Annotated in this window: 11 protein-coding genes; 7 read left to right on the forward strand and 4 right to left on the reverse strand. The window is 55.6% G+C overall.

All coding sequences use genetic code 11. From position 1 onward, the window contains the following. The first annotated feature begins 59 nt into the window (after nt 1-59). Nucleotides 60-1,391: an ATP-dependent RNA helicase SrmB gene (gene srmB, locus ABLV07_RS17745; RefSeq protein ID WP_015370281.1), complete on the forward strand. Its 1,332-nt coding sequence runs from the start codon at nt 60-62 to the stop codon at nt 1,389-1,391. 44 nt (nt 1,392-1,435) lie between these two features. On the opposite strand, the gene grcA is transcribed toward srmB, so the two are convergent. Continuing rightward, nucleotides 1,436-1,819, reverse strand: coding sequence for an autonomous glycyl radical cofactor GrcA (gene grcA / locus ABLV07_RS17750; RefSeq protein WP_002914084.1), 384 nt, complete (start codon nt 1,817-1,819; stop codon nt 1,436-1,438). A gap of 312 nt (nt 1,820-2,131) precedes the next feature. On the opposite strand from grcA, the gene ung reads away from it, so the two are divergent. Further along, on the forward strand, nt 2,132-2,821 hold the full coding sequence (gene ung / locus ABLV07_RS17755) for a uracil-DNA glycosylase (RefSeq protein ID WP_020078167.1): 690 nt from the start codon (nt 2,132-2,134) through the stop codon (nt 2,819-2,821). 55 nt (nt 2,822-2,876) lie between these two features. Here ung and ABLV07_RS17760 read toward each other — a convergent pair whose 3' ends face one another. Beyond that, nucleotides 2,877-3,947 (reverse strand): tRNA/rRNA methyltransferase, encoded by a 1,071-nt coding sequence (locus ABLV07_RS17760; RefSeq protein ID WP_015703188.1) that lies wholly within the window; start codon nt 3,945-3,947, stop codon nt 2,877-2,879. 204 nt (nt 3,948-4,151) lie between these two features. Here ABLV07_RS17760 and trxC point away from each other — a divergent pair, with 204 nt between their 5' ends. The 5 genes from trxC to ABLV07_RS17785 all read left to right on the forward strand — a co-directional run bounded on the left by trxC (nt 4,152) and on the right by ABLV07_RS17785 (nt 9,874). Next, on the forward strand, nt 4,152-4,577 hold the full coding sequence (trxC, locus tag ABLV07_RS17765) for a thioredoxin TrxC (protein WP_015370277.1): 426 nt from the start codon (nt 4,152-4,154) through the stop codon (nt 4,575-4,577). 69 nt (nt 4,578-4,646) lie between these two features. Next, nucleotides 4,647-5,345 (forward strand): tRNA-uridine aminocarboxypropyltransferase, encoded by a 699-nt coding sequence (gene tapT / locus ABLV07_RS17770; RefSeq protein WP_015703189.1) that lies wholly within the window; start codon nt 4,647-4,649, stop codon nt 5,343-5,345. A gap of 35 nt (nt 5,346-5,380) precedes the next feature. Then, nucleotides 5,381-8,056: a protein lysine acetyltransferase gene (pat, locus tag ABLV07_RS17775; RefSeq protein ID WP_348853623.1), complete on the forward strand. Its 2,676-nt coding sequence runs from the start codon at nt 5,381-5,383 to the stop codon at nt 8,054-8,056. A gap of 96 nt (nt 8,057-8,152) precedes the next feature. Then, the gene (gene pssA, locus ABLV07_RS17780) at nt 8,153-9,508 is read left to right on the forward strand and encodes a CDP-diacylglycerol--serine O-phosphatidyltransferase (protein ID WP_015370274.1); all 1,356 of its coding nucleotides are present in this window, start codon (nt 8,153-8,155) and stop codon (nt 9,506-9,508) included. 42 nt (nt 9,509-9,550) lie between these two features. Next, nucleotides 9,551-9,874, forward strand: coding sequence for a YfiM family lipoprotein (locus ABLV07_RS17785; protein WP_015370273.1), 324 nt, complete (start codon nt 9,551-9,553; stop codon nt 9,872-9,874). Between the two features lie 2 nt (nt 9,875-9,876). Here ABLV07_RS17785 and ABLV07_RS17790 read toward each other — a convergent pair whose 3' ends face one another. Both ABLV07_RS17790 and ABLV07_RS17795 read right to left on the reverse strand, forming a co-directional pair. Continuing rightward, nucleotides 9,877-11,175 carry an MFS transporter gene (locus ABLV07_RS17790; RefSeq protein ID WP_015370272.1) on the reverse strand — a complete coding sequence of 433 codons (1,299 nt, stop codon included), beginning with the start codon at nt 11,173-11,175 and terminating at the stop codon, nt 9,877-9,879. 98 nt (nt 11,176-11,273) lie between these two features. Next, the coding region (locus ABLV07_RS17795) for a hypothetical protein (RefSeq protein WP_348853622.1) at nt 11,274-11,548 on the reverse strand (275 nt) is incomplete at its 5' end.

Genomic DNA, 11,548 nt, shown 5'->3' on the forward strand with positions numbered 1-11,548 from the left:
AAACAGATGAACATTACGTCAGTAACGTCTATAATCGGCGGCCCACTCAGAGGTAGAACATGACTGTAACGACTTTTTCCGAACTTGAACTCGACGAAAACCTGCTGGAAGCGCTCCAGGATAAAGGTTTCACACGCCCGACAGCCATTCAGGCCGCCGCTATTCCGCCTGCGCTTGATGGCCGTGATATTCTCGGTTCTGCGCCGACAGGCACCGGTAAAACTGCGGCATATTTGCTGCCAGCGTTGCAGCATCTGCTTGATTTTCCGCGCAAGAAATCGGGGCCGCCGCGGATCCTTATCCTGACGCCGACCCGCGAGCTGGCGATGCAGGTTGCCGATCACGCCCGCGAACTGGCGAAGCATACCCATCTGGATATTGCCACCATTACCGGCGGCGTTGCGTACATGAACCACGCGGAAGTGTTCAGCGAAAACCAGGATATCGTGGTCGCCACCACCGGTCGCCTGCTGCAGTATATTAAAGAAGAGAACTTCGACTGCCGCGCGGTAGAAACGCTGATCCTTGATGAAGCGGACCGCATGCTGGACATGGGCTTTGCCCAGGATATCGAAACCATCGCCGGTGAAACCCGCTGGCGCAAGCAGACCATGCTGTTTTCCGCCACGCTGGAAGGCGATGCGATTAAAGACTTTGCCGAACGCCTGCTGGAAGAGCCGGTTGAAGTTTCTGCAAATCCGTCGACCCGCGAACGTAAAAAAATTCACCAGTGGTACTATCGCGCCGATGATATCGATCATAAAACCGCGCTGCTGGTTAATCTGCTGAAACAACCGGAAGCAACCCGCTCTATCGTCTTCGTGCGTAAACGCGAGCGCGTTCACGAGCTGGCCGCTAAGCTGCACGAAGCAGGCATCACCACCTGCTGGCTGGAAGGCGAAATGGTGCAAATCAAACGTAACGAAGCGATTAAACGCCTGACCGATGGTCGCGTGAACGTGCTGATTGCCACCGACGTCGCCGCGCGCGGTATTGATATTCCGGATGTCAGCCACGTGTTTAACTTCGATATGCCGCGCACAGCCGATATCTATCTGCACCGTATTGGCCGTACCGGCCGTGCAGGTAAGAAAGGCACCGCTATTTCGCTGGTTGAAGCGCACGATCACCTGCTGCTGGGCAAAATCGGCCGCTACGTTGAAGAACCGCTGAAAGCTCGCGTGATTGATGAATTGCGCCCGAAAACCCGCGCGCCGAGCGAGAAGTTAACCGGTAAACCATCGAAGAAAGTGCTGGCGAAACGCGCCGAGAAAAAAGAGAAAGAAAAAGAGAAGCCGCGGGTGAAGAAACGCCACCGCGATACCAAAAACATCGGTAAGCGCCGTAAGCCAAGCTCTGCCGTGACGCCGTCAACGTCCAACGAAGAGTAAAAAAACGCCGGGATATCCCGGCGTTTTCACATCTGGCTTCAGCCTTACAGGCTTTCGGTAAAGGTACGAGCGATAACGTCGCGCTGCTGTTCCGGAGTCAGAGAGTTAAAACGCACCGCGTAGCCGGAAACACGAATGGTCAGCTGCGGGTATTTTTCCGGGTGCTCAACGGCATCCAGCAGAGTTTCGCGACGCAGCACGTTCACGTTCAGGTGCTGACCGCCTTCCACGCGGACTTCCGGTTTCACGTCTACCGGGATTTCACGGTATTCGATTTCACCCAGTTTGCTCACCGCAACTACATCATCTTCCGCAAAACCACCTTTGGCACACAGGCAGCGCGCTTCGCCTTTTTCGCTATCCAGCAGCCAGAAAGAGTTCAGCAGGTCGTCGTTTGCCGCTTTAGTAATTTGGATACCAGTAATCATTTGATGCCTCCCAGGCAGTGTTTATTCGATTTTGGCCTCTTTGCGGCCAATTGGTAAAACCATTGTTGTATGAGTGTATATATATCAGCCACACACCCGGCATTCATTGACTTAAATCAATAAAAACCACTCACTCAAAGTGGGTATATGAGGATAGTATTGTTTTACATCAAGTTACGCCAGTAGGTGCCATAAAAAATTTTGTAAATTTTCAATTTTTTTTATACGCAACCAGTCAGGAATGACGTCGCGATTTTGTTATGCAGAAAGAAGCAGTTAAGCTATGGGCATGACACTTTGCAGGAGAGCGAGATGACCACCCCATTAACCTGGCACGACGTGCTGGCGGAAGAGAAGCAGCAGCCCTATTTTCTCAACACCCTCAAGACCGTCGCCGAAGAGCGCCAGTCCGGCATGACTATCTATCCGCCGCAGAAAGACGTCTTTAACGCCTTTCGCTATACCGAACTGGGCGAGGTCAAAGTGGTCATCTTAGGTCAGGATCCCTATCACGGCCCGGGACAGGCGCACGGTCTGGCCTTTTCTGTTTTACCGGGAGTGCAGATACCGCCGTCGCTGCTGAACATGTATAAAGAGCTGGAAGGCACCATCCCCGGCTTTCAGCGCCCGGCGCATGGTTATCTGGAGAGCTGGGCGCGCCAGGGCGTGCTCCTGCTTAATACCGTGTTAACGGTGCGCGCCGGTCAGGCGCATTCACACGCCAGTCTCGGCTGGGAAACCTTTACCGATAAAGTGATAGCGCTGATTAACCAGCATTGTGAAGGAGTGGTATTTCTGCTGTGGGGGGCGCACGCGCAGAAAAAAGGCGCCATTATCGATCGCCAGCGCCATTGCGTCCTGAAAGCGCCGCACCCGTCGCCGCTGTCGGCGCACCGCGGTTTCTTCGGCTGCAACCACTTTGTGCAAACCAACCAGTGGCTGGCCGAACGCGGCGAGGCGCCCATTGACTGGATGCCGGTGCTGCCCGCTGAAAGCGAGTGAGCGACGATAATAAAAAAGCCAGCATCAGCTGGCTTTTTGCATTCAGAGACCGTTATCAGGCCTTATTCTGACGCCACCATTCCGCCAGCAGCACGCCGGTCGCCACGGAGACGTTAAGGCTTTCGACGTTGCCGGTGCCATCGATGGCGACGTTGAGGTCAGAGCTGGAGATCGCCGCATCGGACAGACCGTCGCGCTCCTGGCCTAATACCAGCACCATTTTCTTCGGCAGCTCGGCCTTAAACAGCGGCGTACCGTTATGGCTGGAGGTCGAGACGATGGCGTAGCCAGCCTGACGGAACTGCGTCAGGGTATCGATAAAGCTGTCGCCGGTGATCGGCTCAACATGTTCCGCGCCGCCTTCTGCAGTACGGATCGCCGCGCCAGACTCCAGCACGCCGGCATCCTGTACTACCACGCCTTTCACGCCAAAGTGCGCGCAGCTACGCATAATCGCGCCGAGGTTGTGCGGGTTGCCAACATCTTCCAGCGCCAGTACGCAATCTTCGGCTTCTGCTTTCGCCACCCACTGGGCCACGGAAGTACCATGACGTTTTTTGATCAGGAAGCAGACGCCGCCGTGGTGTTCGGTACCAGACGCCTTCGCCAGTTCGGCTTCGTCCACTACGTGGTAGGCCTTACGGTTGGCCGCCATCCAGCGCAGCGCCTCTTTAAAGCGCGGAGTGACGCTCTGGATAAACCAGGCACGTACGATGGCTTCCGGACGGCTCTGGAACAGCGCCTGACAGGCGTTCTCGCCGTAGACGCGGGTCTCTTCCGCGCGCTGACGGCGCAGCACTTCCGGATCGATAAAGCTCTTACCGCTGATGCCGCCGTGATCTTCTTTTACCGGCGTCTCATCACCCGGAGCGCGGGAAACGGTGCGCCACGGGGACGCATCGTCACGGTTAAAATCATTGCGCTTGCGATCGTCGCGTTTGCGATCGTCGCCGCGGCTGTTACGTTCATCGCGCGCAGGGCGGCTGCGGCCGTCAACACGTGACTTTCCTGGACGCCCTCCCCCTTTCCCGGTACGCGGGTTATGGGTACGTTTGTCAGAATCATCATCACTGCGGACATACATCACTTTGACCTTGCCGCTTTTATTTTTCAGTTCGTCGCTCATCTATTTTCTCCACCTGCGCTGCGCGAAGCGCGAAGATTACCCGATGTATCTTCACTTAGCCATTATTTCATTTAAAAGCCTTGGTCTATTGTAACCATCGAACAAAAGACATTGTCCTTTATTCGCGCCTCATCGATAATATGTAACATTACAGAAACAAATCGGCCACGTGCCGCGCTGCAACCCCATAACCAGAGGTTAGTTATGAATACCGTTTGTGCCAGTTGTCAGGCTCTTAACCGCATCCCCGAAGACCGTAGCGCCGATGGCGCCAAGTGCGGACGCTGCGGCCACGATCTCTTTGACGGCGATGTCATCAACGCGACCGGGGCAACGCTGGATAAACTATTAAAGGACGATCTGCCAGTCGTTATTGATTTCTGGGCCCCGTGGTGCGGCCCATGCCGTAGCTTTGCGCCGATCTTTGAAGATGTGGCTGAAGAGCGCAGCGGCGAAATGCGTTTTGTGAAAGTGAACACCGAAGCCGAACGCGAACTGAGCGCTCGCTTCCGCATCCGCAGCATTCCAACCATTATGATGTTCAAAAATGGTGAAATGGTCGACATGCTGAATGGCGCCGTCCCCAAAGCGCCGTTCGATAGCTGGCTGAACGAAGCCAACCAGCAGTAACCCCACCGGGGCACCGCTTGTGCCCCGTTTTCTCCTCTGCGACAATAGCGTTTTTCATTAGCGACTCCCATGATTGATAACGCTGTCCTTCGGCTACGCGCCGAACGCCTCGCGCGCGCAACCCGGCCTTTTCTTGCTCGCGGCAACCGCATCCGCCGCTGCCAGCGCTGCCTGCTCCCCCTAAAACAGTGTCTGTGCGCAACGCTGGCACCGGCGCAGGCCGACAGCCGCTTTTGCCTGGTAATGTTCGACACCGAGCCGATGAAGCCCAGCAATACCGGGCGCCTTATCGCCGATATTCTGCCCAACACCGAAGCGTTTCAGTGGTCGCGTACCGAGCCGCCGCAGGCGCTGCTCGATCTGGTCGCCAACCCCGATTATCAGCCCATGGTCGTCTTTCCGGCCTCTTATGCCGGAGCGGAACGCCAGGTACTGAGCGCTCCGCCGGAGGGTAAGCCGCCGCTGTTTATTATGCTCGACGGCACCTGGACGGAAGCGCGGAAAATGTTTCGCAAAAGCCCGTATCTCGATGCGCTGCCGGTAATCTCTGTCGACCTGTCGCGCATCTCCGCCTATCACCTGCGCGAAGCCCATGCCGACGGTCAGTACTGTACGGCGGAAGTCGCCATCGCCCTGCTGGACTTAGCCGGCGACGCGCAGGCGGCGGCCGCGCTTGGCGATCACTTTAGCCTGTTCAGAAGCCGCTATCTGGCGGGAAAAACGCAGCATAAGGGCAGTATCACAGCACAACAGGCTGAAAGCGTTTAAAATCATTCGGTCACAGGGGATCAAAGGAGACCGGAATGAGCCAACGAGGCCTGGAAGCACTGCTGCGGCCAAAATCGATCGCCGTCATTGGTGCATCGATGAAACCGCAGCGCGCTGGCTATTTAATGATGCGCAATTTGTTGGCCGGCGGTTTTAATGGCCCGGTCCTGCCGGTGACGCCCGCCTGGAAAGCGGTGCTTGGCGTACTGTCGTGGCCGACTATCGACAGCCTGCCCTTTACCCCGGATCTGGCGGTGCTCTGTACTAATGCCCGCCGCAATCTCGAGTTGCTCGAGGCCTTAGGGCGGAAAGGGTGTAAAACCTGCATTATCCTCTCTTCACAGCCAGACCAGTACCCGGCGCTGCTCGAGTGCGCCGCCCGTTATCAAATGCGTCTGCTCGGTCCCAACAGCCTGGGACTGCTGGCGCCGTGGCAGGGCCTGAACGCCAGCTTTTCGCCGGTCCCTATCCAGCGCGGCAAGCTGGCGTTTATCTCGCAATCCGCCGCCGTCTCTAACACCATTCTGGACTGGGCGCAGCAGCGTGAAATGGGCTTCTCGTACTTTATTGCGCTTGGCGATAGTCTTGATATCGACGTCGACGACCTGCTCGATTTTCTCGCCCGCGATAGCAAGACCAGCGCTATTTTGCTCTATCTGGAGCATCTCAGCGATGCCCGGCGTTTTGTCTCCGCTGCCCGTAGCGCATCGCGTAATAAACCCATTCTGGTCATCAAAAGCGGCCGCAGCCCGGCGGCGCAGAAATTACTGCATGTCAACTCAGGGATGGATCCCGCCTGGGATGCCGCTATTCAGCGGGCGGGGCTGCTGCGCGTGCAGGACACCCACGAGCTCTTTTCCGCCGTTGAAACCCTGAGCCATATGCGCCCTTTGCGCGGCGAAAAGCTGATGATTATCAGTAATGGCGCCGCGCCGGCGGCGCTGGCGTTGGACGAACTGTGGCTGCGTAACGGCAAACTCGCCAATCTCAGTGAAGCCACCTACGACCAGCTCAGGCAGGCGTTACCGACGGGCGTCGAGGTTGCTAATCCTCTGGATCTGCGCGATGACGCCAGCAGCGAGCACTATCTCAAGGCGCTGAATGTGTTGCTGGACAGCCAGGATTATGATGCGCTGCTGGTGATCCACTCCCCCAGCGCCGCGGCGCCGGGCACCGAAAGCGCGCTGGCGTTGATTGATGCCCTTAAGCGTCATCCACGCGGGAAATACGTCACGGTGCTGACGAACTGGTGCGGGGAGTACTCTTCCCAGGAGGCGCGACGGTTGTTTAGCGAGGCCGGTATCCCAACCTATCGCACACCGGAAGGCACTATTACCGCCTTTATGCATATGGTCGAGTACCGGCGCAACCAGAAACAGCTACGGGAAACGCCGGTATTGTCCGATACCTTGACCGCCAATACCGCAGAGGCCCACACGCTGTTGCAGCGCGCGCTGAGCGAAGGCGCGACCTCGCTGGACACCCATGAGGTCAGCCCGCTGCTGCGCGCCTACGGCATCCATACTCTTCCCACCTGGATTGCCGCCGACAGCGCCGAAGCGGTACATATCGCCGAGCAGATTGGCTACCCGGTGGCGTTGAAGCTACGTTCGCCGGATATTCCGCATAAATCGGAAGTTCAGGGCGTCATGCTCTATTTACGTACCCCAGCTGAAGTCCAGCAGGCGGCGGACGCGATTATCGACCGGGTAAAAATGGCCTGGCCGCAGGCGCGCATTCATGGCCTGTTGGTACAGAGTATGGCCAACCGCGCCGGGGCGCAGGAGCTCCGGGTCGTCGTCGAGCATGACCCGCTTTTCGGCCCGCTGATTATGCTTGGCGAGGGCGGCGTCGAATGGCGTGCGGAAAATCAGGCCGCGGTCGCCCTGCCGCCGCTGAATATGAACCTGGCGCGTTATCTGGTGATCCAGGCCATCAAGAGTAAAAAGATCCGCGGACGCAGCGCGCTACGCCCGCTGGATATTCCCGGCCTCAGCCAACTGCTGGTGCAGGTCTCTAACCTGATTGTCGATTGCCCCGAGATCCAGCGGCTGGATATTCACCCCTTGCTTGCTTCCGGCAACGAGTTTACCGCCCTCGACGTTACTCTCAGCCTGGCGCCATTTAGCGGCGACAGCGAAAGCCGACTGGCGGTCAGACCCTATCCGCAGCAACTTGAGGAATGGGTGGCAATGAAAAACGGCGAGCGCTGCCTGTTCCGGCCGATCCTGCCTGAGGATGAACCACTATTATTGGCCTTTATTGAGCGGGTCACCAAAGAAGATCTCTATTACCGCTACTTCAGCGAGATCAACGAATTCACCCATGACGACTTAGCCAATATGACGCAGATCGACTACGATCGTGAAATGGCCTTTGTTGCGGTTCGCGCCACGGAGCAAGGAAGCGAGATCCTCGGCGTGACCAGAGCAATTTCCGATCCTGATAATATTGATGCCGAGTTTGCCGTGCTGGTGCGTTCTGACCTGAAAGGTTTAGGCCTTGGTCGACAGCTTCTTGAAAAACTGATCGCCTATACGCAGAGCCATGGATTACAGCGCTTAAATGGCATCACCATGCCAAATAACCGCGGCATGATAGGCCTTGCCAGAAAGCTTGGTTTTGCAGTGGATATCCAATTAGAAGACGGAATAGTGAGCCTGTCTCTTGCGCTGAATACGTTACATTCGGTGACAAGCGACAGCAATTAATGACCACATTCGCGGGTAGTAATGGTATTATTGCCCGCTTACGTCATCTGCATGGTACAGAAGACCCTTCAATAAACAGAGAAGAAACGCACTGTGATGTTGTCAAAATTTAAGCGTAATAAACATCAACAACACCTTGCCCAACTCCCTAAGCTCTCTCAGTCAGTTGATGATATCGAGTTCTTTTACGCGCCGGCTGATTTCCGCCAGGCGCTACTGGCAAAGATAGCCCACGCCACCCAGCGTATTTGCATTATTGCGCTCTATCTTGAGCAAGATGATGGCGGAAAAGGAATACTGCAAGCCCTGTATGACGCTAAACGCCAGCGTCCAGAACTGGATGTGCGCGTGCTGGTTGACTGGCATCGCGCCCAGCGTGGCCGTATCGGCGCGGCAGCCTCCAATACCAATGCCGATTGGTACTGTCGCATGGCCCAGGAAAACCCAGGGATTGATATCCCGGTGTATGGCGTCCCGGTCAATACCCGGGAAGCGCTCGGCGTGCTTCATTTTAAAGGCTTCATCATCGATGACAGCGTTATTTATAGCGGCGCCAGCCTGAACGATGTGTACCTGCATCAGCATGATAAATATCGCTACGATCGCTATCAGTGCATCCGCAACGGCAAGATGGCCGACGTGATGTTCGACTGGGTCGAGCAGAATCTGGTACAGGGTCGCGGCGTGAATCGACTCGATCGCCCGGATCGACCAAAAAGCCCGGAAATCAAAAATGATATTCGCCAGTATCGCCAGGATCTGCGCGAAAGCGGCTATCACTTCACCGGCAATGCCGATGAAGATCAACTGTCAGTCACGCCGCTGGTTGGGCTCGGTAAATCGAGCCTGCTCAACAAGACTATCTTCCACCTGATGCCGTGTGCGGAACATAAGCTGACCATCTGCACCCCGTATTTCAACCTGCCCGCCGTACTGGTCAGAAATATTATTTCTCTGCTACGCAGCGGAAAAAAAGTGGAAATCATCGTCGGCGACAAGACCGCGAACGACTTCTATATCCCGGAAGATCAGCCGTTTAAAATCATCGGCGCTTTACCTTATTTGTACGAAATTAACCTGCGTCGCTTCCTGAGCCGTCTGCAGTATTATGTGAATACCGATCAGCTCATCGTACGTTTATGGAAAGATGACGATAATAGCTACCACCTGAAAGGCATGTGGGTTGATAACGAATGGATGCTGCTGACTGGCAACAACCTCAATCCGCGCGCCTGGCGGCTGGATTTAGAAAATGCCGTACTGATCCACGATCCTAAGCATCAACTGCGCGAAATGCGGGAAAAGGAGCTTCAGCTCATCCGTACACATACGACGGTAGTGAAGCACTATCGCGATCTACAAAGCATCGCCGACTATCCGGTGAAGGTGAAAAAGCTCATCCGCCGTCTGCGGCGCATCCGCATCGACCGCCTCATCAGCCGCATTCTCTAAGATCAACGCCCCGTAATCCGGGGCTTTTTTTCAGGAAGAATTATGCGCTACTTCATCATTATTGCCCCTTTACTACTCAGCGGCTGCAGCCATATGGCCAATGATGCCTGGAGCGGTCAGGACAAGGCCCAACACTTTCTCGCGTCGGCAATGCTCTCCGCCGCCGGCAATGAATATGCGCAGCATCAGGGATACAGCCGCGATCGCAGCGCCGCCATCGGTCTGATGTTTTCCGTTAGTCTGGGGGCATCAAAAGAGTTATGGGACAGCCGCCCGGCAGGGAGCGGCTGGAGCTGGAAGGATTTCGCCTGGGATGTCGCCGGCGCCACCACCGGCTATACGGTGTGGCAACTGGCGCATCAATAAGGTTACAAACGCAACCCCTTCCCTTTACCATGCAGCATCAGGGAGACCAGGAAGGCAATCGCCGCCATTACCGTCACGTACCAGTAGAAGGCATTCTCCATTCCTATAGATTTAAGCGACAGCGCGACGTATTCAGCCGAACCGCCGAACAGCGCGTTTGCTACCGCATAGGACAGGCCCACGCCCAGCGCGCGAACCTGTGCCGGAAACATTTCCGCCTTCAGGATCCCGCTGATGGAGGTGTAGAAGCTGACGATCAGCAACGCGCAAATCACCAGCGCAAATGCGGCATACGGCGAACTAACATTCTGCAGCGCACTCAAGATTGGCACGGTAAACAGCGTCGCCAGCACGCCGAAGCACAGCATTGAAGTACGGCGCCCCACCTTATCCGAGAAGGCGCCAAACAGCGGTTGTACCAGCATATACACGAAAAGCGCCGCCGTCATAATCATGCTGGCAGTGCTGGCCGTCATGCCGGCGGTATTCACCAGATATTTTTGCATATACGTGGTGAAGGTGTAAAAAGTCAGCGAACCGGCGGCAGTAAAGCCCAGTACCATGACAAAAGCCCGGCGATTACGCCACAAACCTTTAAAGGAACCGGCCTCTTTCAGCGCACGGGTTTCCTGCTTCGAGGTTTCATCCAACTGACGACGCAGCCACAGCGCGACGATGGCCAGTACTGCGCCCAGCGCAAAAGGAATACGCCATCCCCAGGCATGCAAATCTTCATCACTGAGGATTTGCTGTAGTGCGACAACGACCAGTACCGCCAGCAGTTGACCGCCAATTAACGTAACGTACTGGAAGGAGGCGTAGAATCCTTTCTTTCCTTCTACTGCGACTTCACTCATGTAGGTCGCGCTGGTGCCATATTCCCCGCCAACGGACAGGCCCTGGAACAGACGTGCCAGCAACAGCAGCGCCGGCGCCCAGGTACCGATAGTGGCGTATCCCGGTAGACAAGCAATCACCAGCGAGCCGAAGCACATCATGCATACCGAAATAAGCATTGAGGCTTTACGTCCGCGCCGGTCAGCAATACGGCCAAATAGCCAGCCGCCGATGGGGCGCATCAGGAAGCCAGCAGCAAAAACTCCGGCCGTTTGTAACAATTGAGTGGTGGTATTTCCTGAAGGGAAGAAGATGTGCGCAAAATAGAGTGAGCAAAATGAGTAGACATAAAAATCAAACCATTCCACCAGGTTCCCTGAAGATGCCCCCACAATTGCCCATACACGGCGCCGGGTATCGCCCTGCTCCAGGGAACCCTGCTCGTTAATGCTACTTTCTGTCATTATAATTTTGCTCCAGCAAAGACCGTAATCTGTCTCATCGGGCGTGACACGTCACTCAGACAAATTAATTAGTGAACTAAATGTTATATAATTGTTATTTATTTATATGTGATTGTATTCACATTTTTTTTCGTAACACCGGTTTTCGCGATTAACGTCAGCACATGAGCAGTGAAAAAGTGAATTATGGCGAAGTGGTTACAACGACGGGGTTTTATATGGCTTTGAATGAAGGTGATGAGGTGGTGTAGCGAGATTTTCCCGCAGGCGGTGCAACCCCGGGAAGGAGCGGTAGCCCCGGTAAGCGCAGCGCCACCGGGGAAGATGGCGGCGCGTCTGGCCGCAAAACACAAAAACAAAAGGCCCAGTCTTT

Origin of the sequence: Klebsiella sp. CN_Kp097, from assembly GCF_040064495.1 — a bacterium.
GTDB lineage: Bacteria > Pseudomonadota > Gammaproteobacteria > Enterobacterales > Enterobacteriaceae > Klebsiella > Klebsiella aerogenes.

Coding starts and splice junctions, on each gene's coding strand:
- trxC (WP_015370277.1), top strand. CDS start 4,152: ATGAATACCGTTTGTGCCAGTTGTCAGGCTCTTAACCGCATCCCCGAA.
- ABLV07_RS17785 (WP_015370273.1), top strand. CDS start 9,551: ATGCGCTACTTCATCATTATTGCCCCTTTACTACTCAGCGGCTGCAGC.
- tapT (WP_015703189.1), top strand. CDS start 4,647: ATGATTGATAACGCTGTCCTTCGGCTACGCGCCGAACGCCTCGCGCGC.
- ABLV07_RS17790 (WP_015370272.1), bottom strand. CDS start 11,175: ATGACAGAAAGTAGCATTAACGAGCAGGGTTCCCTGGAGCAGGGCGAT.
- srmB (WP_015370281.1), top strand. CDS start 60: ATGACTGTAACGACTTTTTCCGAACTTGAACTCGACGAAAACCTGCTG.
- grcA (WP_002914084.1), bottom strand. CDS start 1,819: ATGATTACTGGTATCCAAATTACTAAAGCGGCAAACGACGACCTGCTG.
- ung (WP_020078167.1), top strand. CDS start 2,132: ATGACCACCCCATTAACCTGGCACGACGTGCTGGCGGAAGAGAAGCAG.
- pssA (WP_015370274.1), top strand. CDS start 8,153: ATGTTGTCAAAATTTAAGCGTAATAAACATCAACAACACCTTGCCCAA.
- ABLV07_RS17760 (WP_015703188.1), bottom strand. CDS start 3,947: ATGAGCGACGAACTGAAAAATAAAAGCGGCAAGGTCAAAGTGATGTAT.
- pat (WP_348853623.1), top strand. CDS start 5,381: ATGAGCCAACGAGGCCTGGAAGCACTGCTGCGGCCAAAATCGATCGCC.